Origin of the sequence: Pseudomonas sp. HT11, from assembly GCF_044875395.1 — a bacterium.
Lineage (GTDB): Bacteria > Pseudomonadota > Gammaproteobacteria > Pseudomonadales > Pseudomonadaceae > Aquipseudomonas.
Genome location: NZ_CP173217.1, coordinates 1577070 through 1601838, shown reverse-complemented (window position 1 = coordinate 1601838; position 24769 = coordinate 1577070). Strand labels below are relative to the sequence as shown.

Here is a 24769-nt window from a genome sequence, read left to right as displayed (position 1 = left end):
GGGCGGCGCGGCCCAGGAGTTTCACATGCTCTTACAACGCATTTTCGCCTCAGTCATGCTGCTGGTCTGCGCCGGCCTCGCGCTGATGGCGTGGCCGTATCAGGCGGCGTTTTCCTACGAGCCGGTCGGGCCTCGCGCCTACCCGCTGCTGATGCTCGGGCTGATGAGCCTGGGCCTGATCTACATGCTGTTTCGCCCACAGCCCACCAAGCACACCGAAGAAGAACCGGCCCTGGACCGCGACACGCTGATCAAGATCGGCATCTGCGTGGCGCTGTTGATCGTGTTTGCCGGCACGTTCGAGCCTCTGGGCTTCATCCTCAGCAGCATGCTGATCGGCATCCCGATGGCGCGCCTGTATGGCGGCCGCTGGTTACCCAGCGTGGTGATCGTCACCTTGATGGCAATCGGTCTTTACCTGCTGTTCGACAAAGCCATGGATGTACCGCTGCCCCTCGGCCTGCTTGAAGTTCTGGAGAACTGATATGGATACGTTCAGCTACTTGGGCCAGGGCTTCGGCGTTGCACTGACCCCCTACAACCTGGTGACCGCCCTGTGCGGCACCTTGATCGGCACCGTGGTCGGCCTGCTGCCGGGCCTGGGCCCGATCAACGGCGTGGCGCTGTTGATCCCCATCGCGTTCGCCCTGGGGCTGCCGCCGGAGTCGGCGTTGATCCTGCTCGCTGCCGTCTACCTGGGTTGCGAATACGGCGGCCGTATCAGCTCGATCCTGCTGAACATTCCCGGCGAAGCGTCCACCGTAATGACCACCCTCGACGGCTACCCCATGGCCCGCAAAGGCCTGGCCGGTGTGGCACTGTCGTTGTCGGCGTGGAGTTCGTTCATCGGTGCGTTCATTGCCACCTGCGGCATGGTGCTGTTTGCGCCGCTGCTGGCCAAATGGGCGATTGCCTTCGGCCCGGCGGAATATTTCGTACTGATGGTGTTCGCAATTGTCTGCCTCGGCGGCATGGCCGGAGACAAACCGCTGAAGACGTTCGTGGCGGCGCTGATCGGCCTGTTCCTCTCAGCCGTCGGCATCGACGCCAACAGCGGCGTGTACCGTTTTACCGGCGACAACATCCACCTCACCGACGGCATTCAGTTTGTCGTATTGGTCCTGGGTTTGTTCTCCATCAGCGAGATCCTGTTGCTGCTGGAAAAAACCCACCGCGGCCAGGAAGCGGTAAAAGCCACCGGACGCATGATGTTCAACCTGAAGGAAGCGTCTGCAGTCTTCGTGGTTAACATCCGTTGCGGCTTGTTGGGGTTCATCATGGGCGTCTTGCCAGGTGCCGGCGCGACGCTCGCCTCGGCCGTTGCCTACATGACCGAAAAACGCCTGGCCGGTGCCAGCGGTAAATTCGGCCAGGGCGACATGCGCGGCCTCGCCGCTCCGGAAACCGCAATCGGCGCCTCCGCCTGCGGCGCGCTGGTGCCGATGCTGACCTTGGGCGTACCCGGTTCGGGCACCACCGCTGTGATGATCGGCGCGTTGTCGCTGTACAACATCACCCCAGGTCCGCTGCTGTTCCAACAGCAACCGGACATCGTCTGGGGCCTGATCGCGTCGTTGTTTATCGCCAACATCATGCTGGTGATCCTCAACATCCCGATGATCCGCATCTTCACGCGCATCCTCGCCGTGCCGAACTGGGCGCTGGTGCCGGTGATTGCCATCATCACCGCAATCGGTGTGTATGCGGTTCACGCCACCACCTTCGACCTGTTTCTGATGGTCGGCATCGGCATCTTCGGCTACATCCTGCGCAAGCTGGACTTCCCGTTGTCGCCCGTGCTGCTGGGCTTCATCCTCGGCGGCCTGATGGAGCAGAACCTGCGCCGCGCGCTGTCGATTTCCAACGGCGCGCTGGACATCCTCTGGTCCAGCCCGATCACCTTTGGTGTGTGGGTGCTGACCGCGCTGATGCTGGCCTTCCCGCTGGTGCGCATCTATCGCAAACGTGCCCTGCAGCGTCGCGCCCTGGCCGATGTCTGAGGTCACCTTTAAGCAATGGTGGGCAACACCGCTGGTCGGCCTGGCCGGCGGTTACCTGGCCAGCCTCGTCGGCTGGCCTTTGCCTTATATGGTCGGCTCGTTGCTGGCGATTATCCTGGTGCGCTGCCTCACGCCGTGGCAGTTGGCGGAGATTCCCGGCGGGCGCAAATGCGGCCAATGGGTAGTGGGCATCGGCATCGGGCTGCACTTCACCCCGGTGGTGATCGAGCAAGTCATGAGCCACTTCGGCCTGATCTTCTTCGGCGCACTGATCACCAGCCTGTCGAGCATTATCGGCGTGTGGTTGATGCGCCGCAGCGGTGAAGACCGCGCCACCGCGTTCTTCTCCAGCATGCCGGGCGGTTCCGGTGAGATGGTCAACCTCGGCGCACGCAATGGCGCGGTGCTCAGCCGTGTCGCGGCGGGCCAGAGTCTGCGGGTGCTGGTGGTGGTGCTGTGCGTGCCGGCGATCTTCAAGTATTGGCTGGAAGGCGGCGCGCCGCAGTTTCATCCGGCGCCGGTGAGTTGGAGCTGGCTGGCGCTGCTGTTTGCGATAGGAGCCCTGGTCGCCTGGGGCTGGCAGCGTTTACGTCAGCCGAACCCGTGGCTGTTTGGGCCCTTGTTGGTCAGCGCAACTGCCAGCGTTGTGTGGGACTTGCACTACGGCCTGCCCGACGGCGGCAGCCAGATCGGCCAATGGTTGATCGGCAGCGGCTTGGGTTGCCATTTCAACCGTCAGTTCTTTCGCCGGGCGCCGTCGTTCATGGGCCGCACCTTGATCGGCACGGCCTTGACCATGGCGCTTGCAACACTGGCGGCCGTGGGCTTGAGCGCGCTGACGCAGCTGGATTTGCGCTCACTGACCCTGGGCATGATGCCCGGCGGCATCGCCGAAATGAGCCTCACCGCCGAAACCCTGCAGCTGTCGGTGCCATTGGTAACGGCGATGCAGGTGATGCGTTTGTTGTTCGTGCTGTTTCTGGCAGAGCCGTTGTTCCGGTACTGGAACCGCCAGCCAGAAAACTCCTAAACCCTGACGCAAATCAAAATGTGGGAGCGGGCTTGCTCGCGAATGCGGTGGATCAGTCAATAAATCTGGCGACTGACACTCCGCCTTCGCGGGCAAGCCCGCTCCCACATTGGATTGCGGCAGGCCTCAAACAGGCGGCAACCGCCACTCAATCGGCGTCTCGCCATTCTGCTCAAGAAATTTATTGGCACGGCTGAAATGCCCGCAGCCCAGAAACCCGCGATACGCCGACAACGGTGACGGGTGCACCGACGTCAGTACCAGGTGCTTGGTCGCGTCCACCAGCTTCTGCTTGCTTTGCGCATGGGCGCCCCACAGCAGGAACACCAGGTGCGGCTGATGTTCGCTGACCACTTCGATGATCCGATCCGTGAAGAACTGCCAGCCCTTGCCCGCATGGGCGTTGGCATTGGCGCGCTCAACGGTCATGGTGGTGTTGAGCATCAGCACGCCCTGATCCGCCCAGCTTTGCAGGCAACCGTGGTTGGGAATATCGATGTTCAAGTCGCGCTTGAGTTCTTTGTAAATATTGACCAGCGAGGGCGGCGTCGGCACGCCCGGCTGCACCGAGAAGCACAACCCGTGGGCCTGACCGGGCCCGTGGTACGGGTCCTGGCCCAGAATTACCACTTTGACCTTGTCCAAAGGCGTTGAATTGAGCGCATTGAAAATCAGCGGGCCTGGCGGGTAAATCTCTTTGCCAGCAGCGTGTTCCTGGCGCAGGAACTCGCGCAGTTGGGCCATGTAGGGCTGCTCGAACTCATCCCGCAGGGCGTGTTTCCAGCTGGGTTCGAGTTTGATACGGTCGCCTTCGGTCATGGTGTGTTCGTCGCGTAGAGAAAGAATGGGCGAACCCTAGGAAAGCAGGCCCCGCTTGTCAATTGATCTGACACACCACCGGCACTTTCCGTTGGACCGATCATACTGATCCTTCACTTTCTCGATTGAGGTCACGATGAACCTGCACTTCGAAGAGCTGACCGGCAGCGACGGCGCCCGCCTTGGCATCGCCAGCCTGGACGCTGAAAAGTCGCTCAACGCGCTTTCCTTGCCGATGATCCTGGCCCTGGCCGAACGTCTGGATGCCTGGGCCAAAGACCCGAATATCGTTTGCGTACTGCTGCGCGGCAACGGGCCAAAGGCCTTCTGCGCCGGCGGTGAAGTACGCAGCCTGGCCCAGGCCTGCCGTGAACGACCCGGCGTTGTGCCGGCACTGGCCGCCGATTTTTTTGCGGCGGAATATCGCCTCGACTATCGCCTGCACACGTACCCGAAACCGCTGATCTGCTGGGGCCACGGCTATGTGCTGGGCGGCGGCATGGGCCTGCTGCAGAGCGCAGCAATACGCATCGTCACCCCCAGCAGCCGTTTGGCGATGCCCGAAATCAGCATCGGCCTGTACCCGGATGTGGGCGCAAGCTGGTTCCTGTCACGCTTGCCCGGCAAGCTGGGATTATTCCTGGGCCTCACCGGCGCGCATATGAACGGCCGCGATGCCCTGGACCTAGGCCTGGCCGACCGTTTCCTGCGCGATGACCAGCAAGACGAACTGATCGAAGGCTTGCTGCAACTGAACTGGCAGGAACAGACCGCGATGCAGCTCAACAGCCTGCTCAAGGCACTGGCCCAGGAAGCCGTCAGCCAGCAACCGGAGGCGCAGTGGCTGCCCCGCCGCGCACAGATCGATGAATGGTTGGATGTGGGCGATGTGCGCTGTGCCTGGCGCGCCTTGAACCTGTTGCGCGACCACGCCGACCCGCTGTTCAGCCGTGCCGGCAAAACGCTGGCCGAAGGCTGCCCGCTGACGGCGCATCTGGTGTGGGAACAGGTCGAGCGCGCCCGACACTTGTCATTGGCCGAGGTCTTCCAGATGGAATACACCATGAGCCTCAATTGCTGCCGTCACCCGGAATTTGCCGAAGGCGTACGCGCACGGTTGATCGACAAGGATCAACAACCCCATTGGCATTGGCCCGAGATCAACACGGTGCCGGAGGCTGTGGTGCAGGCGCACTTCACCAAGGTGTGGGAAGGCAGGCACCCTCTGGCGGACTTGTCCGACTACTGACAGGCAATCAATTCTGGCGCCCGACCGTAAATGCACAATTGTCCGGCTGGCTGTCCTGACAAATGTAGACATCTTGTTCGAGTGGATCGGTGGCGAGTTCCCAATGCAGGGACTTCGTCAGCGACATCGTGCTGAGGGCCCCCGGCATGTCATACCGCAACGCCAGGCTTCGCCCGCTGCCCATCCGATAAACGCAGCGGTCCAGGTAGCCGTTCTCGCGATCCTTGCCCTGGCCGGGGGTGAAGAGCGCACCGATAAACCGATCCGCGAAGTCATCGGCGTCGACCTTTGGGCTTCGCCAATGAGAGTGTTTATCCGACGCTTGAAAATAGCCGCTCACGTACTTGACCGATGAAGGGTAGGGACAGCCCTGCTCCGCATTCGCTTGCGCGATGCCGCCCACCAACAATAAGAACCAGCACACACGTTTGATCAAAGAGCATTCCATAACCCACCGCCTCCTCAGAGACGCACAACGGCGTCCCCAGCAGTGGAATGCAGATCAAACGCTTGCGATAGCTGTTAGAAATGACAGTGCCGACGAACGGCAGGCATAAAAAAGCGGCGCCTGGGGCGCCGCTTGGGGGCATTACCTGTCAACGATGGCCGCCACCGCCGCCGCGTCCACCACCATGGCCCGGCCCGCCATTGCCCCACCGATTGTTCCAGCCCTGGCCTGGATAAGGCCGGTAAGCGGGCCGTGGGTAATAACGCGGGGCCGGTTGGTAATAGCGCGGCGCCGAATAGTAACGTGGCGGCGGCGCATAGTAGCTGCGCCCATATTGATAGTAGGCAGGGCCACCGTAGTAATAGGCCGGTGCCGGCGCGGTGTAGACCTCGGAGCGATAGTAAGTAGCACCTCCATCGTAATAAGGCACACAGGCGCAAAGGGTCAGACCGAGTAAAGCGCTGAGCAGCAGTCGTCGATACATGGCGGCCTCCTGGACCGCGGAAGAGCACCTCCAGCGACGCGGGAGGGCGGCATTCAGCTTTCACTGAATGACGAAACATCTGACATCAAAAACGGAATCTGGTGCGTTTTCGTAACGGTTTGATACATCTACTCAAGCTGTATCGATTCAGTAAATTCATCTGGATCGCAACTTTGTTGTTTACCATAATGTCACTATGACATCGCATGGCGCCAGGGAGGCCCTAGCATGCACTCATCGCCACCCCGTCCGGACTCGACTCATGAAAATCTCAACCAAACTGCTGCTCTCCTTTCTCTTGTGTGCGCTGGTCACCCTAGGGGTCGGCCTGCTGGGAATCAAAGGGGTGGTTCGCCTCTCTTCGGCACTGGAGCTGACGTTCTCCAATAACCTGGTGTCGGTGAGCAACACGGCCGCCACCCTCAACGGCCTGGTCGCCCATAACCGCGGCCTGTACCGCTTGATGGATGCCAGCAAAGGCGACGTTTCCCCCCAGGATCGTGACCGTGTGCGCCAGGACATCGCCCAGGAACTCAAGCGCAGCCAGGCGTCCTACGCCACCTATCGCGCAACCCCACTGGAAGATGACGAACGGGCGGCCGGAGATAAACTCGACCAGATGTGGCCCTCCTACATCAGCAGTTCCGAACGCATCATGGCGCTGATCGACAGTGGCCAGGGCGATCAGGCCCGCACCCTGCTCAACACCACCAACAATGAACTCTTCCGCCAGGCGCGCGAGCTGATCCGCGTGATGATCGAGTCCAATAACCGCCAGATCGAAGAAGGCGCGATCGCTGCCGAGGAGCTGCGCAACAGCGCGTTGACGTGGATGATCAGCGGCATAGTGCTGGCCTTCCTCATTGCCATCATCGTTGGCATGTTGATCACCCGCCTGATCACCCGGCCCATCGCTCAGGCGGTCGAAAGCGCACAGCGCATTGCCAAGGGTGACCTGACCCAGGCCATCGTCACCGAACGCACCGACGAAGCCGGGCAATTGCTGATGGCGCTGTCGGATATGCAGGGCGGCCTGAAAAGCACCCTATTGGAAATCGCCAACGCCTCCGATCAGCTCGCGTCGGCAGCCGAAGAACTGAGCGCGGTCACCGATGAAAGCAGCCGTGGCCTGACCCGCCAGAATGATGAGATCCAACAAGCGGCCACCGCCGTCAACCAGATGACCGCAGCCGTGGACGAGGTGGCCAGCAACGCGGTCTCGACCTCTGAAGCCTCGCGCCAGGCCACCTCCGAGGCCGAAGATGGCCGCCAACAAGTGGAACAGGCAGTGTCCGGCATGAGTTCGATGGTGGTCGAGATCAACGACTCCACCCAATCGGTTGCAGACCTCGCCAGCCAAGTGCGAGAGATCGGCAAGGTCATCGATGTGATCCGTGGCATCGCCGACCAGACCAACCTGCTGGCCCTCAACGCGGCCATTGAAGCCGCCCGTGCGGGCGAGCAAGGGCGTGGTTTTGCAGTGGTCGCCGATGAAGTGCGGGCGCTGGCCCACCGTACGCAGACGTCCACGGTGGATATCGAGAAGATGATTGGTGAAGTGCAGACCGGTGCCGACGATGCGGTCGCAGCCATGAACAAGAGCCTGAGCTGGGCCACCGACACCCAGGCCCTGGCGCAGAATGCCGGCGAGGCGCTGCAACGGATCACCGCCAGTGTGGCGAAGATCAATGAACGCAACCTGGTGATTGCCTCCGCCTCCGAGGAGCAGGCCCAGGTGGCGCGCGAAGTCGACCGCAATCTGCTGAACATCCAGGACCTGTCCACCCAGACGGCCGCCGGCGCCCATCAGACCAACGCGTCCAGCCAGGACCTGTCGCGCCTGGCCACTTCGTTTAAAGTATTGGTCAGCAAGTTCCAGCTCTGAGTAGCCTGGGCAGGGTCGGCCCTGTATCGTACAACGCACACCGAGACTCTCCGCAAACTTGTCCGATCCAGCCCGAACCTGCCCATGACCACGCCATCACTCTGCCCCGCCTGCGGCGCCCGCAACGGCTGCGCCCTGGCTGACCCACGTACGGTCGACCAAGCCTGCTGGTGTTACAGCGTCACCATCGACCCGGCAGTACTGCAAGCCCTGCCCGACGCGTTGCGCAACAAGGCCTGCCTGTGCCCCCGATGTGCCCACGTCGATGCGCAGTTGCGCGGAGTCGAGCCGACGTAATGCGGGTTGATCGTTTCCTCAGTAACCTGCCGCGCTTCAATCGCCAGCAAGTGCGCTTGCTGCTGGTTGAGCGACGGGTGACTGTCGATGGCGTGGAGGTCAACGATCCGCACCATGAGGTGCGTGAGTTCAGCCGCGTGTGCGTTGACAGTGAGGTGCTGCAAGCCGGCAAGCCGGCGCGCTACTTCATGCTGCACAAACCTCAAGGCTGTGTGAGCGCTACCGCAGACCCGCAGCACCGGACGGTCCTCGACTTGCTCAATGAGCCGGACAAAGGCGAACTGCACATTGCCGGTCGTCTGGATTTCAACACCACCGGGCTGATGCTGATCACCAACGACGGCCAATGGTCACGGCGCCTGACCCAACCGCAGACCAAGCTGCCCAAGGTTTATCGCGTGGAAACCGAACAGGCCATCACCCCCGCATACGCGGCAACTTTCGCAGCCGGTGTGTATTTCGCATTTGAAGACCTCACCACGCAACCCGCCGAGCTGGCACTGCTGGGGCCAACGACTGCGCGGCTGAGCATCATCGAAGGCCGCTATCACCAGGTCAAGCGCATGTTCGGGCACTTTGATAACAAGGTCATCGGCCTGCACCGTGAGCGGATGGGGCCATTGGTGCTGGATGACTCGCTGGCGCCGGGCGAATATCGGGCACTGACTGAAAACGAAATCCTCGCGGTCTGATGACCGTTCGGCCGGTGCTGGCAATAAACCAGCTTGTTGGCTTGCGACCTGGCGTCTGTGGTGCTTGAATCAAGACGTCAGCCAAATTATGACTGGCGAGTCGCCTATAACCTCCAAGAAACACCTTGCCCCGCCCGCGCATGATCTACGGGCCCCTCAGGCAAACAGCCCGCCCTAACAACAGCCGTCGGCCAGCCGTCATCGGACCGACATGGGTGCTCCTCTTCCAGGCGTATGCCTACCTGTCATAAAGCTCGTGCAGAGTGATCTGCGCGCCCTACCCGCTTGCCAGGAGTCTTACGACATGAGGCCAGAAATCGCTGTGTTGGATATACAGGGTCAGTATCGGGTTTACACGGAGTTCTATCGCGCGGATGCTGCTGAAAAGACCATCATCCTGGTCAACGGCTCCATGGCCACCACGGCGTCCTTCGCCCAAACCGTGAAAAGCCTGTACCCGCAGTTCAACGTGGTTTTGTACGACCAGCCCTACGCTGGCCGCTCCAAAATCCACAACCGCCACGAGCAGATGCTGACCAAAGAAGTCGAAGGCCAGATTCTGCTGGAACTCATCGACCACTTCGCCGCCGAGCACGTGCTGTCATTTTCCTGGGGCGGCGCTGCCACCCTGGTCGCCCTCGCTGCGCGCCCGCGCCGTGTGGAAAAGGCCGTGATCAGTTCGTTTTCCCCGGTGATCAACGCGCCGATGCGCGATTACCTTGAACGCGGTGTGGACTACCTTGGCAACCTCGACCGCGACCGCGTCGGCCACCTGGTCAACAGCACTATCGGCAAACACCTGCCGTCGCTGTTCAAGCGCTTCAACTACAAACACGTGAGCAGCCTGGCCGAGCACGAATACGGACAGATGCATTTTCACATCAGCCACGTGCTCAACAGCGACCGCCTGTGCTACCTGAAGGCAGCGCGGCAAATCGACATTCCAGTGCTGTTTTTGAATGGCGAATGGGACGAGTACACCAGTGCCGAGGATGCCAAGCTGTTTGGCCAGCATGTGGCCAAGAGCAGCTTCAGCACTATTCAGGCGACCGGGCATTTTCTGGATATGGAGCACAAGGCGGCGTGTCGGGACAGCCGGGACGCGGTGGTGGGCTTTTTGAAACCGCAGCGACAGGTCAGTCGTTTGCGCTACCACCAGGGCCAGACGCAGCATGCCTTTGCGATTTGAAATGAAAGCACTGCATAAACGCCCGCTTAGGCGGGAGCCGGGCTTGCCCGCGATGCAGGCACCTGAGTGTCAGTCACACCCAGGTGATGTATCGCAGGCAAGCCAGCTTCCGCATGAGCTTGAGCGACGCAACCCACACATTTTTCGAAGAAAAACTTCAAATCCCGATGAACATCTGGTACAAAGTCAGCCGCTCTGAGCGGGTATAGTTTAATGGTAGAACAGTAGCTTCCCAAGCTTCCGACGAGGGTTCGATTCCCTCTACCCGCTCCACTCACATTTCGCGCCTACGTCAGTTACGACGCAGGTGCATAAAAAACCGGTCCTTGTGGCCGGTTTTTTTATGGGCGCGATCTGTGCATTCGTCACCTGCCGCGCGCAAACCTGTACAAATCAATATTTCTGTACAAGTATAAATACCAAGCGCTGGCGCTTCGCCGCGCACGATCACGGAGCCCGGCAATGACACGTCTGCTGATTTCATTGTTGCTGGCGTTAAGTTTGAGCAGTTGCGGCAACGTCGAGGTCGCCCACTACGCCGACCAGAAACCGCCATTGGACCTGGAGCGTTTCTTCAGCAAGCCCGTCAAGGCCTGGGGGATTTTCCAGAAACGTTCGGGCGAAGTGGCCAAGCGCTTTGAGGTCAATATCGCCAGCCGCCGCGAGGGCAACGCGCTGATTCTCGACGAGCGCTTTCTGTACAGCGATGGCACGCGTCAGCAGCGCGTATGGACGCTGACCCCGGATGGGCCGGGGCGCTGGCGCGGTCGAGCGGGTGACGTGGTCGGCGAAGCGATTGGCGAAGTGGCGGGGAATGCACTGCGTTGGCGCTACCGGCTCAACCTGCCGGTGGACGGTTCGGTCTACGAGGTCAGTTTTGATGACTGGATGTACTTGATGGACGAAGACACGCTGATCAACCGCTCCAGCATGACCAAGCTCGGCGTCGAATGGGGCCAGGTCACGCTGTTCTTTCGTCGCCAATGAAACAACCCACCGTGAGGGTTAACCATGAACCTGAAAATGCTCACTGAATTGGCCGAGAAAGGCGAGATACGCGAGTTGGAGCTGCTGTCGCTGGAGGGTGGCTTCTACATCGCGCGGGTCAGGTTGGATCATGTCGAAATGACGCTGGTGGACGATGACGCCAAGCCCATGCGCATCGGCTCCACCACGCACTTGCGCGATCTGTTGCAGCGGGTTCCGCCGTTTCCGTGTGTGCTGGTGCAGCATAGCGTGCACGATGAAATGTGCGGTGCGCGCGAAGGGCCGATCGGCGCGTTGCGTATACCGTTTACGCTGGCCTCGCCCCTTTAGTCAGGGAATGTGCGGTTAAACCCCATCACGTATCCCACGCTGCACCACCCACGCCAACGGCAAGGTCACCAGCAACATCACCGCCAGCACCATCACCGCCACCGGCACACCGAGCGCATCGCCGACCCCGCCAAACACCACCGGCGCCAGCGCTCCGCCGCCAATGGTGCCGGTGTAGAACACCGCAAAGGCCTGCTCACGTTTGCCTGCGCTCGCCAGGTCCGGGACGGCGCCGTAGAGCACAGAAGATGTGCCGTTCAGCGCCAAGCCTAGCAGCGGCAACATCACCATCAAGCCACTCAGCGGCAGGTACACGGCTGTGACGATCAACAGCGCGGTGCTGGTTTCGGTCAACCAGACGGTTTTCATCATGCCAATGCGCGCCCCCAGGTAGCCGCAAAGCAATTTGCCGAACGCACCGCCAATGAACAGCATCGTCAGCGCCAGCCCAATGCCCGCCGTGCCAGCGCCTTTGGCTTGCAGCAGAAACGGCAGAAACGTGAGAAAGCCCATGCGCACGGCGCTGTCGAGCGTACCGGTGAGGATCAGCGCACGCAGGCCTGCGACCGAGCCCGTGCCACCGGGCGGCTGGGCTTTTTCGGTGACACCGGGCTCGCGAACTTGAGTCGGCACCAGCCACCACAGCAATCCCGCTGCCGCCAGACCGAGCAGCCCCAGCAGGGTGGCGCTGGCGCGCCAACTGACGACGGTAAGCAGCAGGCCCACCACCCCAGGAATCAGGGTTTTGCCGATATCGCCGCTGAAGTTGTACTGGGACAGCGCCTGCTTGACGCCACCACCGTCCTCATAAGCGTCGGTGATCATCGAGGAGGCCAAGGGGTGTTGGGTGCTGGCGCCCAAACCGCCCAGCAGCAACGCCAACAGCAACAAGCTCAGCGATGTGGCTTGCCCCACCAATAAATAAGCGACACCCGCAAGCGCAGTGCCACCCACCAGCAACGGCAAACGGCCCCAGCGTCGGGCGGCGCGGCTGGCTATCAGTTGGAACACGGCCATCATTGCGGAGTAGGCGCCACGTAACAGGCCGATCTGGGCGTAGGACAAGGCAAACTGCGCCTGCCAGATCGGCAGCAACACGTAGATAACGTCGGTGAGACCATCGTGTACGGCGTGAGCGCTGCAACCGGCGATCAACGCGCGGCGCCGGCTGGAGGTTTCGCGCACAGGCACGGCAACAGTGTCATTCATGGTGTCGGAACCGGCTCAGGTTTGAGGAGCTTCCAGCCCGTCAGGGCGATCAGCAGGGTCAGCAGTTGAAAACCGATAATCAGCGCCACACAGCCGGCCCAGCCCCAGCGTTCCCAGATCAATGCCGGGACGATGGCACCGCAACTGCCGCCCAGGTAATAGCACGTCAGGTAAACCCCCACGGCGCCAGACTTGCTCTCACCGGCGGTGGCACTGATGAAAGCATTGGCGGCGGCCTGGGCCAGGAACACGCCGGTGGAACTGAGCGCCAGGCCCACCACAATGCACCACAGCGAAGGCGCCAGGGTCAGCGCCGAACCACCGACACCGAGCGCGGCGGCGACCGCCAGCAGTTCGGCGTGAGGCCTGGCTTTGCTGAGGCGCCCGGCGATGGGAATCACGATCAACGCCAGCAAAAACACCATGTAAAGCGTGCCCAGCGCCGCAGGCCCGAGGTTGAACGGTGGCAGGCCAAGGTGCAAACCTGCGTAAGTAAATGCCGCAACCTGGGAGAACAACACGCAAAAACCTACGCCGTATGCCGACAGCAAAGGTCGGCGAAAAACACCTGAAGAAACCGCTCCAGGCCGTTCGCCGCGCGGTCGACTGGCGGGCAACAGAAACTGAATAAACCCACCGACCATCAGGCTCAACACCGCCAGCAGTTCGAACGCTTCGCGCCAGCCCACGTATTGCGTCATCACACCGGTGACGAAACGCCCGGCGAACCCGCCCAGTACGGTGCCCGCCACATACAGGCTGGTGACCTCGGTCACCGTCGCGCCACGCCAACGGTCGCCGATGTAAGCCACGCTGGTGGCAAACACCACCGGAATCAACATGCCCTGCACAAACCGCCACACCAGCACGTCGGCAAAACTGCTGGCGTAGGCGGTCATCAGCGCAGGAACGGCCAGCAGCAGCGCGGCCACGGCGATGACCGTGCGCTGTTCGAAGCGCCCGGTCAGCCGGCTGACAAAGGGCGCGGTGATCGCCACCGCCAGGGTGGTGACCGTGATGCTCCAGCCCGCGTCCTTGGCGCTGATATGAAACTGCGCCGCAAAGGTCGCGAGGATGCTCTGGGTGGCGTAGAGGTTCAGAAACGCCGCGCAGCCACACAGGAACAGGGCAAGACGGGCACAATGCAGGCGCGGTTTCATGAAACCTCTCGTTTTATTTTGTAACGCCTTTATAGAATGGCCGTCGGGTCTTAAACCAATACCGATTTCGAACCGATCAATACCCAAGGATCAGGATGCTCGACCTACGCAAGCTGCGTTACTTTCTGACGGTCGCCGAAGAATTGCACTTCGGCCGCGCAGCACTGCGCCTGCACCTGGCCCAACCGCCGCTGACCCGGCAGATATCAGCGCTGGAGACAGAGCTGGGGTTCAAGCTGTTTGATCGCACCAGCCGCACGGTTTCTCTCACCGCCCAGGGTCGTTCGTTCTTGCCCTACGCGCGCGGCGTGTTGGAGCAGGTTGAATTGGCACAGGTCATCGCCGGCAAACTGGCAGCGGGCACTGCAGGCCAATTGGCACTCGGGTATGTCAGCTCGATCGCGTTGTCGGACCTGTTCAGCCAAGCGATCCAGGCCTTCGCCCAGCGCTTACCCGATGTGCAGTTGACCTTGGTGGAGTGCGCCTCTGGCAGCCTCGGCGCGCAGGTGGCAGACGGCCGGCTGGATATCGGATTGAGTCGGCTGTTACCGCAGACAGCAGACGTTCACGCGTTGTCGTTGGGCGAAGAGCGGCTGGTGGCCGCGGTGTCCAGCGACAGTCCGCTGGCCAAGCTGGCGCAGGTCAGCTTGACGCAACTCAGTGCGTATCCGCTGATTCTGTTCCCGGCCGACTACGGGTCGGGTCTGAACCAATCCATCGAGCACCTTTACCGCCGCCACGCCCAGCCTTTGCGCGCGGGGCCAACCGGGCGGCAGATCACCTCGATCATTGCCTTGGTGGCCGCCGCGCAAGGCGTGGTGTTGGTGCCCGCCTGTACCCAAAGCCTGATGAACAAGGGCGTGACGTATCGGCCGCTGGTGGAGGCGGATGCGTGCGCGCAATTGTTGGTATTGACGCCCGCGCAAAGGAAAAATGTATTGGCTGATGCATTTCTCGCCATCCTTGCGCAGGTGTTACACGGCCGGTAATGCCTTGGAAAAAACCGTAAGACCTCGTTTCAACAACACGCCGAGACGCTCATTCAACACCGACCATCGACCGTCGTCAGACGGCGTGTTCGTCTCTCGGTTACGGGGATTTCAATTGGCCCGACTGGCGCCAATGGAACGGCCAGCCCCTAGAGGAATTTGATCGCAAGAAACGCAGTTTCCAACCAGGCGGATGGCATTACAGTAGCGTCCTGGCTTTTAACACCCGCCCTTCGAGGAGCCCGCTCATGCCCTACGAATACACGCTCATGCCCTCCCCCGTCGGCCAGCTCACCCTGGTGGCCCGCGACGGCAAGCTCAACGCGATCCTCTGGGAACAAGAACGCGCCAACCGCGTACGCCTGGGCGAGTTGCGCGAGGCCAACGACAGCCCGGTGCTTATGGAAACCGCGCGCCAGTTGCGCGAGTATTTCGCCGGCGCACGCAGCCAGTTCGAGCTGGAACTGGACTTCAACGGCACGCCTTTTCAACAGCAGGTCTGGCAGGCGCTGCTGACCATCCCGTTTGGCGAAACCCGCAGCTACAGCCAGATCGCCGAGCAAATCGGCAACCCCAAGGCCGTGCGCGCGGTGGGCGCCGCCAACGGGCGTAACCCCATCTCGATCGTTGCGCCCTGCCATCGGGTAATAGGCGCCTCCGGTGGGCTGACCGGGTTCGCCGGAGGGCTTGGCGCCAAACAATATTTGCTCGCGCTGGAAGGTGGACGCCAGGCAGAACTGGGCTTGTGAGGCGAACCGCGACAAAAACGTACAACTTTGTTCACCGGCGCTTTTGTAAAAAGAAATTTCAAAGAACCGCTGCGGTCCATAATTTCATCACCCACCCCTTAAGGAAGGAAAAACGGTCATGAAATTCTCCGCAGTCTCTCAATCCCTGTCCCGCTGGGCAGGCAGCGCCCGGACGTTCTATGCGGCCGTCGCGTTGATTTTCCTGTGGAGCCTGAGCGGACCCTATTTCCACTACAACGACACCTGGCAGCTGATCATCAACACCTCGACCACCATCATCACCTTCCTGATGGTCTTCCTGATCCAGAACACACAAAACCGCGACAACGACATCCTGCATATCAAGATCGACGAACTGCTGCGCGTCTCCAAGGACGCCCAGAACGCCGTGTTGAGCCTGGATGGCCTGGACCGCAAAGAACTGGAACAACTGCGCAAGCAATACCGCAGCATCGGTGACACCGGCACGGTCAGCTTGAGCTCCAGTTGTGGTGAAAGGGTCGACGATGCGCACCCCAACAAAACCGACTTGAATCAAGCCTGAAAAAAAAACGGCGGTTGGAAATCATCCAACCGCCGTTTTTCATTTCAGGTGACGCAATCAACCGTCGCCTTGATGACCTTTACCGTAAGTCGAGGCCAGGGCACGGGCTTTTTGCAGACGCTCTTCGAGCTTGGGCAGCGTCTCGTCCACCAGCGCTTTTATCTCTGGCACATCCGACGCCGCGCCTTCTTTCTTGAACAGGGCGATGGCGTCTTCGTTTTCCTTGACCTGCTGCGCGGTGTAGGCGGCGTCGAAGGAGTCGCCGTCCTTGAGTTCAGGCATCAGGGTTTCGGCCTTGTCGACGATCTTCTCGCGCGGGGCCACAGGCAAGTCGAGCTTCTTGGCGATGGCCGCCAAATGCTGGTTGGCCAGGGTGCGTTCGTTGATGACCTCGATGGTGTAGTCCTTGATTTCCTGGGACGACGTCCTGGCGTGGGCCATGCGACTGGTTTCGATATCGGCCATCCCTTTGGCCGAAGCCTGCTCGATGAATTCAGCAGGCGACTGGGCGAAAGCATTGCTGGCGCCGAGGCCCAGCAGCATCGCGAAACTGGCGGTGCGTAACCGGATAGCCATGCGGCTCATGATAGGTTCCTCCAGGGCAAAAATAGGCGCGGGGAAATACGCCCCGCCCTGAATTCGAATTTTCAGGGCGGCAAAGGTTTAGAAAAAACTCGCCAGCGCGACGAACGGTCGTCGTCGCCTCAGGCCGGTTTGCTGCCGAACAGGCCCGGCAACGCGTGCGCCAGGGCGTTAATGGCGAAGCCGATAAACATCACGCCACACAGCCTGGTGATCAGGATTTCATGCCGCTGGTACACCGTGCGCACGCGCTGGGCGCCCACCACGCCGATCAGAATCGCGTAAGCCAGCAGGCCGCCGATGAAACTCAGCAAGATCAACGACGGCAGCATTGCCCATGTCAGCAACTCGGCACGGCTGGACAGCAGCGCCGTAAAGGTTGCAACCGCCACCGGGTAGGCCTTGGGGTTGGTCAAGCCGAACAGAATGCGGTGCCAGAACGGATGGCGCGCCGCGCCCTGAGGCGCATCGCTGCTGCGGCGCTGGGTGCGAATCGCTCGCCAGCCAAGCCAGAACAAGTACACACCGCTGAGCACGCCCAGCACATCAAAAGCACTGCTGCCGACTTCCCGCGCGCCCACAATGGCGACCAGCGCCGTACTGCACCACACCACATCACCCAGCAAGTGCCCGCACAGAAAACCCGCCCCGGCGCGACGGCCACGAGACGCGCCGATACCAAATACCGCGAGGACGCCCGGCCCAGGCGTAATCCCATAGATAAAACCCGAAGCAAGAACGGCGAGCAGCAAGGATGGGGTCATGGACGCGACTCTGACAGGCGATTGAAGGTGCAGCGATTCTGCACGTTCTGGCGCTACGGGTAAAACTGCATGCCTGCATAAGGCTTGGCGCGGCAGGCGTGAAGGCGCGAAGCCAAGTCGCCGACATGCGCCTCGAGCTTGTGCCCATCGGGGTCGAGAAAGTAGAACGAGGCACCTTCACTGCGGTTGTCGCGCCACTCTTGCACCTTGGCGTCTCGCAAGCGCGCCACCAGCGCGGCGAACTCATGGGCGACGGCGGTGAACGCGTAATGGGTGTAATCCGCCGCAGGTGTGGTTGAACGTGAAGAATCGAGCGACAGGCACAGCCACAAACCGGGCAGTGAGAGGTACGCGCCCTGGTCCCAGGTGGCGTCGAGCTTAAACTGCAGCAGCTCATGGTAGAAGCTGACGCTGCGGTTCAGGTCGGTAACAGCAAGGGTCAGGTGGTTGAAGCCTGAGAGCATGAGTGTTTTTTCCTGTGATCGATAGCCTTAGGACAGCACACCTTGCACCTGCCCAATCAGCCACTGCAACCCCGAATCGCCGCCCCGCCGTGCATGCCACGCCAGTTCAACGGCAAACGAGGGGATATGAAACGGTGGCGGCACGGCCAGCAGATGCTGTTGATCGATAGTGAGCAAGCCCCTGGATGACACCGTCAGAATCAGGTCGGTGCCCTGGATCAGCTGCGGCGCCACGCCCCAATGCGGCAGGCTGATTGCCACGTGGCGTCGTTCACGAATGGCCGTCAACGCCCGCTCGATTTCCGGCGTGCCGCTGCCGCGCATTTCCAACAGCACGTGCGGGCGCGACAAATAGGTGGGCAGGTCAAGCACGCCACTGGGCGGCAGGCTGTTGCGGTCGACCAGGCAGCTGTAATGCTCCTCAAACAAAGGCGTGGTGCGCAGTTCGGCGGGCATATCGGGGAATACCCCGGCGGCCAGGTCGATGTCGCCGTTGAGCACGGCGTCTACCATGCCTTCACGGCTGGCCTGGACGATTTGCAGGTCGATGCCAGGGGCTTCACGGCGCAGAACGCGGACCAGCGCCGGCAGGAAAATCGCCGCGCTGTAGTCCGACATCGCCACGCGAAACCTGCGCTTGGCCGACGCCGGGTCAAACCGGTTCGGCGCCAACAGTGCTTGCACCTGGGCCAGGGCTTCAGCCAAAGGCGTCGCCAACTCCAGGGCTCGCGCCGTCGGCACCAATGTTCCGCCCTGGCGCACCAGCAAGGGGTCGCCCAACAGATCCCGCAAACGCGCCAATGCATGGCTGACTGCCGGCTGGCTCAGGTGCAGACGCTCGGCGGCGCGGGTGACGTGTTGCTCGCTGAGCAAGGCTTCCAGAATCACCAGCAAGTTGAGGTCGACGCGACGCAGATCATTCATCGGCTGCATGCTCAGCATAAGAATTTGGAATTTAAATTTGCGCGACGAATAGCCTAGAGTCCAGCAAAACCTCTGGGAGATTCGAAATGACGACGTTGCATTGGCTGGGTTTGCTGGCGCTGGCGGTGATCGCCGGGGTGGTGGTGCCGTTTCAAAGCGCAATCAACGCCAACCTCGGGCGCGGGCTCGGTCACCCGTTGTGGGCCACGCTGGCGTCACTGTTGGTGAGTATTATCGTGCTGCTGCCGGTCATTCTGGCGCTGCGTTTACCGCTGCCGAGCCTGGCGTTCATCACTCAAGCGCCGTTGTGGATGTGGGCCGGTGGGGCATTTGGCGTGTGCTTTATTTCCCTGGCGCTGATGCTGTTGCCCAAGCTCGGCGCGTCGGGGTTCATTGCCTTGGCCATGGCCGGACAGATTCTCGCCTCACTGTTGCTCGATCACTTCGGGCTGTTCGGCCTGGTGGAGCGCCAACTGACAACGCCCCGCGTGTTGGGGGCGCTGTTGTTGATTGGCGGCGTGGTGTTGATTCAGTTCAGCAGCACGCCTGCCCGAGCGTTGGCAGCGACAGGCTGATCAGGCCTTGTCGAGCGTACGCAGCTTGTGTGGCAAGCCCCACAACAACAATGCCGCGGCCAACAGGGCGCACATGCCGATCACATACAGCGCCGGGGTGGTGCTGCCGGTGAGGTCCTTGATCCGCCCCACCATCACCGGGCTGACGATGCCGCCGAACTGACCGAGGGTGTTGATCACCGCGATGCCGCCGGCCGCACCGGCTCCCGCGCCCGCCAGCAGTTTGGGCGGCAAGGTCCAGAAGGTCGGGATCGAGGCGATGATGCCCGCGCCCAGCATGCCCAGGGCGATGATCAGGAACGTGGTGTGGTCGGCAAAAATCCCGGCGCTGAAAAAACCAATCGCCCCCAACACCACCAGACCACAGACAAACTTGCGCCGCTCGCCGGTGGCGTCCGACAGCCGCCCGATCACCACCATGCTGATCGCGCCGCACACATAGGGAATCGCGGTGAGCAGGCCGATCATCACCGGGCTCTGGGTGCCGGCGCTGCGGATCAACTGCGGTGCCCAGAAGTTGAGCCCGTAGGACGCGACCTGGATCAGGAAGTAGATAAAGCCGAGCATCAAAAAGCCTGGAATGCGGATCGCCGACAGCAGCGAACCCCCGTGCTGATTCGGCTCATGCCTGGCGATTTTGCTCGACAGCAAGGTCTTCTCTGCAGGCGTCAGCCACTGCGCGTCTTCAATACGGTCTTTGAGCAACGTCAGCACCAGAAACCCCAGGCCGATGCAGGGCAAGCCGCCGAGCAGAAACAACCAGTGCCAGCCGCGGATCTGCAACACGCCGTCCAGATGTTCCAACACCAGCCCCGAGAACGGCGCGCCGACCAACCCCGCAAAGGCCGAAGCCAGGAACAGCAGCGAGGTGATGCGCCCACGAAAGTGCTGCGGGAACCACAAGGTCAGGTAATACAGCACGCCCGGCGCGAAGCCAGCCTCCATGGCGCCGATGATGAAACGCAGGCCGTAGAACTGCCACTCGGCGGTGACAAACACCATGGCCGCCGTGGCCAGGCCCCACGACATCATGATCCGCGCGATCCAGCGCCGCGCGCCGACCTTGTACAGCATCATGTTGCTCGGCACTTCGAAGATCACATAGCCGACCACAAACAGCCCGGCACCCAGGCCGTAAGCGGTGTCGCTCAGGCTCAGGTCGGTTTGCAGTTGGAACTTGGCGAAGCTGATGTTGATGCGGTCAAAAAACGCGAACAGGTAGCACACCATGATCAGCGGCATCAGGCGCCAGGCGACCTTGCTGACCAGGGCTTTTTCGGCATCGATCTCAGCGGCCGGGCGCGCGCCGGCCTCTAACGTATTAGTGCTCATGCTTTCTCTCCAGCGGGCTGCTCAACGGCGCCCGATTGTTTTTGTTGTCTGGTGCGGTGTTACAGCGTGGCGATGTAGGCCGGCGGCGGATGCAGGTCGCCGTTGCGCCCGGCCTTGGCCACCTGGCCGGGCAGCTCATGGCCAAGCAGCGCCGGCAGTCGGCGGGACATGTGCAACAGGTGCGGCAGGTCGATCCCGGTAGTAATCCCAACCTCCTCGCACAGGTTGACCAGGTCTTCGGTGCAGATATTGCCCGACGCCCCCGGCGCAAACGGGCAACCGCCGAGGCCGCCTAGGGCCGCATCAAAACGCCGGGCGCCGGCCTCGTAAGCCGCCAGCACATTGCACAAGCCCAGGCCGCGGGTGTTGTGAAAATGCAGGGTCAGATCGCTGGCTGGCACATGCTGCAATACACGTTTGACCAAGCGCTCAACTTGGCGCGGGTTGGCCATGCCGGTGGTGTCGGCCAGGGTGATGCCCTGGATGCCCAACGCGCGATAGGCATCGACGATTCGCAGCACGCGGTCTTCATCAATCGTGCCTTCGAACGGGCAACCGAAGGTGGTGGCGATGCTGCCGTTGAGGCGCACCGGGTAGTCGGCGGCAAAGCTGACGATGTCTTCAAAGGCCGCCAACGAGGCCTCGCAACGCATGCGCATATTGGCCAGGTTGTGGGTCTGGCTGGCGGACATCACCAGGTTCAACTCATCGGCCCGGGACTCGATGGCGCGCTGGGCGCCCTTGAGGTTGGGGATCAACGCCACATAAATTACCCCAGGCTTGCGCGCGATGCCCTGGAACACCTGCTCGCCATCACGCAACGCGGGAATGGCCTTGGGCGAGACAAATGAACCGGCTTCGATCCGCGAAAACCCGGCCAGCGACAGCTGGTCGATCAACGCGATTTTGTCGGCGGTCTCGACCCAGGTCGGCTCGATCTGCAGGCCATCGCGCGGGGACACTTCCTGCACGATCAGCGGGTCAGAATAATCGGTGATCATTGCACCACTCCCGAGGTTTTCAGGCGTTGGATATCGGTATCGGTCAGGCCGAGGCTGCCGAGGATGTCGTCGGTGTGCTGGCCCAGGGTCGGGCCTTGCCAGTTCACCGCGCCGGGAGTTTCGGACAGCTTGGGCACGATGCCGGGCATTTTTACCGACACGCCGCCAGGCAGTTCGGCATTGAGCAGCATGTCGCGCGCCTGGTAATGCGGGTCGCTGACGATATCGGCCACCGAATAGATGCGCCCGGCCGGCACCTCGGCAGCCTCCAGGGCGCTGAGCACCTGGTCGATGGGCAAGCTGCTGGTCCAGTGGGTGATCGCCGCGTCTAGCAAAGCACTTTTCGCCGCGCGGCCATCGTTGTGGGCAAACTCCGGCGCGTCGGCCAGGTCGGCGCGGCCGATGGTGGTCATCAAACGCTTGTAGATCGGGTCACTGTTACCGGCGATCACCACATAGGCACCGTCGGCGGTCAGGTAGGTATTGGACGGCGCGATGCCGGGCAAGGCGCCGCCGCTGCGCTCGCGCACGTGGCCGAGCATGTCGTATTCAGGCACCAGGCTTTCCATCAGGTTGAACACGCTTTCGGCCAGCGACACATCGACAATCTGCCCGTCGCCCTGCCCGGTCTTGACCCGCAGCAGCGACATTAGCGCGCCGATCACACCGTGCAGTGACGCGAGGGAATCGCCCAGGCTCACGCCCACCCGCGCCGGTGGCGAGTCCGGATTGCCGGTGGTGTAGCGGATGCCGCCCATGGCCTCGCCGATGGCACCGAAGCCCGGGCGGTCGCGGTAGGGGCCGGTCTGGCCATAGCCAGAGATGCGCACCAGGGTCAGCTTGGGGTTGAGGGCGTGCAACACGTCCCAGCCCAGGCCGAGTTTTTCCAGGCCGCCGGGGCGCAGGTTTTCGATCAGCACGTCGGCGTCGCCGAGCAATTGCTTGATCAAACCCAGGCCTTCCGGGGACTTGAGGTCCAATGCCAAGGACTTTTTGTTGCGCGATTGCAGGTACCACCACAGCGAAGTGCCTTCGTGCAGCTTTCGCCATTTACGAAGCGGATCGCCCTGGCCCAGGGCTTCGATCTTGATCACCTCGGCGCCAAACTCGGCCATCAGCCGCGCGGCGAACGGCGCGGCAATCAGGGTGCCGATCTCAATCACCTTGATACCGCTCAATGGAGCCGTCATGGGGTGTGCCTCTTATTCTTGGAATGTGTGGCCAAGGCTAGAGGACAGCCGTGGGAAAAATCCAACCGTCAGTTGGCAAGCAGCGTTCGTGGATTGCGAACGGTTACGCCCTGTTGGCGCCCATCAGATCGCTCTCGCGGGCAAGCCCGGCTCCCACAGATGAGCGGGTTTCCCTGTGGGAGCCGGGCTCGCTCGCGGTGAGGCCGTGCGTGTCTGAATCACGCTTGCGTCCCGCGCAGGTATTCAAACAGCAGGCGACTCACCGGCGACAGCTGCGCCTGGTCCCGTATCACCACAATCAAACTGCGATCCGACCAGGCATCCGTGAGCGGCACCGCGTGCAACCCCAACGCGCGGCCGAACAGCTCGTAAGCTTTTTGCGGCAGGATGCCGATGCCCATGTTCGCCTGAACCATCCGGCACATCGCATCAAACCCTGGCACGTGGATGCGCAGGCGCAGCATCTTGCCAGCCTCGCGCGCGGCCGCGTGGGTGCGCATATTGATCGAGCTGGCGGCATGCAGGCCAACGTAATCACTGTCGAGTGTTTCGGCGAACGCCAGGGTTTCGCGTGCGGCCAACGGATGCGCCGCCGGCATCAGCACCACCAGTTTGTCGTGGCGATAGGTCACGCTGGGCAGGCCTTTGGTGTCAGCGTCACTGGAACAGATCCCAAGGTCGGCCACGCCGTCCAGCACGCCCTGTACCACGCCATTGCTGGGGCGTTCTTCCAGGTCGGTTTTCACCTCGGGGTGCAGCGCGCAAAAGTCCCGCAAGTCTTCCGGCAGAAACTGAATGATCGCCGACAGATTGGCCAGCATGCGCACATATCCGCGCACGCCATGGCTGTGCTCGCCCAGTTCCAGGCCCATTTTTTCGACGTTGAACAGCATCTGCCGCGCATGGTGCAACAGGGTTTCGCCCGCCGCCGTCAGGTCCATGCCCTTGGCCCGGCGCACAAACAGGCTGACGCCCAGCACCTGTTCCAGCTCCATCAGCCGCTTGCTCGCGGCCGACACCGCGATGGCTTCACGGGCTGCCGCGCGAGTCAATGTGCCCTCTTCAAACACCGCAACGAACAGCTGCAAGGTGATCAGATCCAGGCGACGCACCAGGCTCTTGTGCAACATCAGCTGCGCTCGGCGGCCAGGCGATTGATCTCGGCCTGCTCCACCACCGCGTTTGGCGCGCCATGGCGCACGGCCGCCAACATGGCCTGGCCGACGGTCTCGGTGCTCACTACCCAGGCGGGTTTGAGCCGACGCACAAACGTGAGCAGCGGCCCGAGCACGGAATAAAAGGATTGGTACAACGGCGTTTTCGAGCGCACGCCATGCAGCGGCTGGATCACCCCCGGCCGAAACAGGTAAACCGCCTTGAACGGCAAGCGCAGCAAGGCGTTTTCGGTCTTGCCCTTGACCCGCGCCCACATCGACTTGCCCGCTTCGGAGCTGTCGGTGCCGGCGCCGGACACATAGATAAAGGTCATCTGCGGATTGAGCCGCGCCAGGGTGCTGGCCGCGACCAGGGTCAGGTCATAGGTGAGGTGGGTGTACCTGGTTTCATTCATGCCCGCCGACGAAACGCCGAGGCAGAAGAAGCACGCATCAAACCCCTGCAGCAAGTTTTCCAGTGGCTGGAAATCCAGCATGTCGCTGTGCAGCACCTGATGCAGCTTGCCGTGTTCCTGGGTCAAGGGCGTGCGGCCAACGGCGACGACTTCCTGCACATCTGCGGCCAGCAGGCACTCGCGCAGCACGCCTTGGCCGACCATGCCGGTGGCGCCGAATAACAGAACTCTCATGGGGGGACCTCAGCGGCAAGCCGCAAGCTTCGTGCTCAAGTTGAATGCAGTTGAGCCTGTAGCTTATCGCTT

General features: G+C 61.8%; 28 protein-coding genes and 1 tRNA gene. 15 read left to right on the top strand and 14 right to left on the bottom strand.

Annotation, left to right across the window (positions count from 1 at the left end; all coding sequences use genetic code 11):
- The first annotated feature begins 25 nt into the window (after positions 1 to 25).
- From ABWL43_RS07200 to ABWL43_RS07190, 3 genes are read left to right on the top strand one after another with little or no spacing between them, the layout of a single operon-like run.
- Positions 26 to 484 (top strand): tripartite tricarboxylate transporter TctB family protein, encoded by a 459-nt coding sequence (locus tag ABWL43_RS07200; protein ID WP_242194097.1) that lies wholly within the window; start codon positions 26 to 28, stop codon positions 482 to 484.
- A 1-nt stretch (position 485) separates the two neighbouring features.
- The gene (locus tag ABWL43_RS07195; RefSeq protein ID WP_106577026.1) at positions 486 to 2000 is read left to right on the top strand and encodes a tripartite tricarboxylate transporter permease; all 1515 of its coding nucleotides are present in this window, start codon (positions 486 to 488) and stop codon (positions 1998 to 2000) included.
- Positions 1993 to 3030 (top strand): AbrB family transcriptional regulator, encoded by a 1038-nt coding sequence (locus tag ABWL43_RS07190; RefSeq protein ID WP_404487322.1) that lies wholly within the window; start codon positions 1993 to 1995, stop codon positions 3028 to 3030. The genes ABWL43_RS07195 and ABWL43_RS07190 overlap by 8 nt, the downstream gene beginning before the upstream one ends.
- 126 nt (positions 3031 to 3156) lie before the next feature.
- Here the strand turns inward: ABWL43_RS07190 and ung are convergent, their stop codons facing one another.
- On the bottom strand, positions 3157 to 3849 hold the full coding sequence (gene ung, locus ABWL43_RS07185) for a uracil-DNA glycosylase (protein ID WP_262208691.1): 693 nt from the start codon (positions 3847 to 3849) through the stop codon (positions 3157 to 3159).
- A gap of 136 nt (positions 3850 to 3985) precedes the next feature.
- On the opposite strand from ung, the gene ABWL43_RS07180 reads away from it, so the two are divergent.
- On the top strand, positions 3986 to 5098 hold the full coding sequence (locus ABWL43_RS07180) for an enoyl-CoA hydratase/isomerase family protein (protein ID WP_404487320.1): 1113 nt from the start codon (positions 3986 to 3988) through the stop codon (positions 5096 to 5098).
- Between the two features lie 7 nt (positions 5099 to 5105).
- On the opposite strand, the gene ABWL43_RS07175 is transcribed toward ABWL43_RS07180, so the two are convergent.
- Positions 5106 to 5534: a DUF3757 domain-containing protein gene (locus ABWL43_RS07175; protein WP_242194109.1), complete on the bottom strand. Its 429-nt coding sequence runs from the start codon at positions 5532 to 5534 to the stop codon at positions 5106 to 5108.
- Positions 5535 to 5694: 160 nt separating this feature from the next.
- Positions 5695 to 6030, bottom strand: a complete 336-nt coding sequence (locus ABWL43_RS07170; RefSeq protein WP_242194112.1) for a hypothetical protein — start codon at positions 6028 to 6030, stop codon at positions 5695 to 5697.
- Between the two features lie 262 nt (positions 6031 to 6292).
- On the opposite strand from ABWL43_RS07170, the gene ABWL43_RS07165 reads away from it, so the two are divergent.
- The 7 genes from ABWL43_RS07165 (at position 6293) to ABWL43_RS07135 (ending at position 11410) form a co-directional block, all read left to right on the top strand.
- Positions 6293 to 7915, top strand: coding sequence for a methyl-accepting chemotaxis protein (locus ABWL43_RS07165; protein WP_404487317.1), 1623 nt, complete (start codon positions 6293 to 6295; stop codon positions 7913 to 7915).
- An 84-nt stretch (positions 7916 to 7999) separates the two neighbouring features.
- Positions 8000 to 8212: a cysteine-rich CWC family protein gene (locus ABWL43_RS07160; protein WP_145162866.1), complete on the top strand. Its 213-nt coding sequence runs from the start codon at positions 8000 to 8002 to the stop codon at positions 8210 to 8212.
- Positions 8212 to 8904, top strand: a complete 693-nt coding sequence (locus ABWL43_RS07155; RefSeq protein WP_404487315.1) for a 16S rRNA pseudouridine(516) synthase — start codon at positions 8212 to 8214, stop codon at positions 8902 to 8904. The genes ABWL43_RS07160 and ABWL43_RS07155 overlap by 1 nt, the downstream gene beginning before the upstream one ends.
- A gap of 304 nt (positions 8905 to 9208) precedes the next feature.
- Positions 9209 to 10093 (top strand): alpha/beta fold hydrolase, encoded by an 885-nt coding sequence (locus tag ABWL43_RS07150; protein WP_262208700.1) that lies wholly within the window; start codon positions 9209 to 9211, stop codon positions 10091 to 10093.
- Positions 10094 to 10292: 199 nt separating this feature from the next.
- Positions 10293 to 10366: transfer RNA gene (locus tag ABWL43_RS07145), tRNA-Gly, on the top strand.
- 189 nt (positions 10367 to 10555) lie between these two features.
- Positions 10556 to 11080 (top strand): DUF3833 domain-containing protein, encoded by a 525-nt coding sequence (locus tag ABWL43_RS07140; RefSeq protein WP_242194118.1) that lies wholly within the window; start codon positions 10556 to 10558, stop codon positions 11078 to 11080.
- Positions 11081 to 11104: 24 nt separating this feature from the next.
- On the top strand, positions 11105 to 11410 hold the full coding sequence (locus ABWL43_RS07135; RefSeq protein ID WP_106577035.1) for a DUF6482 family protein: 306 nt from the start codon (positions 11105 to 11107) through the stop codon (positions 11408 to 11410).
- 15 nt (positions 11411 to 11425) lie between these two features.
- Here ABWL43_RS07135 and ABWL43_RS07130 read toward each other — a convergent pair whose 3' ends face one another.
- Positions 11426 to 12619 carry an MFS transporter gene (locus ABWL43_RS07130; RefSeq protein WP_404487311.1) on the bottom strand — a complete coding sequence of 398 codons (1194 nt, stop codon included), beginning with the start codon at positions 12617 to 12619 and terminating at the stop codon, positions 11426 to 11428.
- On the bottom strand, positions 12616 to 13779 hold the full coding sequence (locus ABWL43_RS07125) for an MFS transporter (protein ID WP_404487309.1): 1164 nt from the start codon (positions 13777 to 13779) through the stop codon (positions 12616 to 12618). The genes ABWL43_RS07130 and ABWL43_RS07125 overlap by 4 nt, the downstream gene beginning before the upstream one ends.
- Before the next feature lie 95 nt (positions 13780 to 13874).
- Here ABWL43_RS07125 and ABWL43_RS07120 point away from each other — a divergent pair, with 95 nt between their 5' ends.
- The 3 genes from ABWL43_RS07120 (at position 13875) to ABWL43_RS07110 (ending at position 16061) form a co-directional block, all read left to right on the top strand.
- Positions 13875 to 14768 (top strand): LysR family transcriptional regulator, encoded by an 894-nt coding sequence (locus tag ABWL43_RS07120; RefSeq protein WP_404487307.1) that lies wholly within the window; start codon positions 13875 to 13877, stop codon positions 14766 to 14768.
- Positions 14769 to 15016: 248 nt separating this feature from the next.
- Positions 15017 to 15517 (top strand): methylated-DNA--[protein]-cysteine S-methyltransferase, encoded by a 501-nt coding sequence (locus ABWL43_RS07115; RefSeq protein WP_145162851.1) that lies wholly within the window; start codon positions 15017 to 15019, stop codon positions 15515 to 15517.
- Positions 15518 to 15635: 118 nt separating this feature from the next.
- The gene (locus tag ABWL43_RS07110) at positions 15636 to 16061 is read left to right on the top strand and encodes a low affinity iron permease family protein (RefSeq protein WP_145162849.1); all 426 of its coding nucleotides are present in this window, start codon (positions 15636 to 15638) and stop codon (positions 16059 to 16061) included.
- 57 nt (positions 16062 to 16118) lie between these two features.
- Here the strand turns inward: ABWL43_RS07110 and ABWL43_RS07105 are convergent, their stop codons facing one another.
- The 4 genes from ABWL43_RS07105 to ABWL43_RS07090 all read right to left on the bottom strand — a co-directional run bounded on the left by ABWL43_RS07105 (position 16119) and on the right by ABWL43_RS07090 (position 18804).
- The gene (locus tag ABWL43_RS07105; RefSeq protein WP_106577041.1) at positions 16119 to 16646 is read right to left on the bottom strand and encodes a DUF4142 domain-containing protein; all 528 of its coding nucleotides are present in this window, start codon (positions 16644 to 16646) and stop codon (positions 16119 to 16121) included.
- Positions 16647 to 16765: 119 nt separating this feature from the next.
- Positions 16766 to 17407, bottom strand: a complete 642-nt coding sequence (locus ABWL43_RS07100) for a LysE family translocator (protein ID WP_404487304.1) — start codon at positions 17405 to 17407, stop codon at positions 16766 to 16768.
- Between the two features lie 53 nt (positions 17408 to 17460).
- Positions 17461 to 17871 carry a fosfomycin resistance glutathione transferase gene (fos, locus tag ABWL43_RS07095; protein WP_404487302.1) on the bottom strand — a complete coding sequence of 137 codons (411 nt, stop codon included), beginning with the start codon at positions 17869 to 17871 and terminating at the stop codon, positions 17461 to 17463.
- Between the two features lie 27 nt (positions 17872 to 17898).
- The gene (locus ABWL43_RS07090; protein WP_404487300.1) at positions 17899 to 18804 is read right to left on the bottom strand and encodes a LysR family transcriptional regulator; all 906 of its coding nucleotides are present in this window, start codon (positions 18802 to 18804) and stop codon (positions 17899 to 17901) included.
- Between the two features lie 77 nt (positions 18805 to 18881).
- Here ABWL43_RS07090 and ABWL43_RS07085 point away from each other — a divergent pair, with 77 nt between their 5' ends.
- On the top strand, positions 18882 to 19370 hold the full coding sequence (locus ABWL43_RS07085; protein WP_404487298.1) for a DMT family transporter: 489 nt from the start codon (positions 18882 to 18884) through the stop codon (positions 19368 to 19370).
- Here the strand turns inward: ABWL43_RS07085 and ABWL43_RS07080 are convergent, their stop codons facing one another.
- From ABWL43_RS07080 to ABWL43_RS07060, 5 genes are all read right to left on the bottom strand, one after another.
- The gene (locus tag ABWL43_RS07080) at positions 19371 to 20702 is read right to left on the bottom strand and encodes an MFS transporter (protein WP_404487296.1); all 1332 of its coding nucleotides are present in this window, start codon (positions 20700 to 20702) and stop codon (positions 19371 to 19373) included.
- Positions 20703 to 20761: 59 nt separating this feature from the next.
- Positions 20762 to 21703 (bottom strand): hydroxymethylglutaryl-CoA lyase, encoded by a 942-nt coding sequence (locus ABWL43_RS07075; protein WP_404487295.1) that lies wholly within the window; start codon positions 21701 to 21703, stop codon positions 20762 to 20764.
- A complete protein-coding gene (locus ABWL43_RS07070; protein WP_369300728.1) occupies positions 21700 to 22893 on the bottom strand; it encodes a CaiB/BaiF CoA transferase family protein in 1194 nt (397 codons plus the stop codon). The genes ABWL43_RS07075 and ABWL43_RS07070 overlap by 4 nt, the downstream gene beginning before the upstream one ends.
- 218 nt (positions 22894 to 23111) lie before the next feature.
- Positions 23112 to 24023 carry a LysR family transcriptional regulator gene (locus tag ABWL43_RS07065; protein WP_145162833.1) on the bottom strand — a complete coding sequence of 304 codons (912 nt, stop codon included), beginning with the start codon at positions 24021 to 24023 and terminating at the stop codon, positions 23112 to 23114.
- On the bottom strand, positions 24023 to 24697 hold the full coding sequence (locus ABWL43_RS07060; protein WP_145162831.1) for an NAD(P)H-binding protein: 675 nt from the start codon (positions 24695 to 24697) through the stop codon (positions 24023 to 24025). The genes ABWL43_RS07065 and ABWL43_RS07060 overlap by 1 nt, the downstream gene beginning before the upstream one ends.
- Positions 24698 to 24769 lie beyond the last annotated feature (72 nt).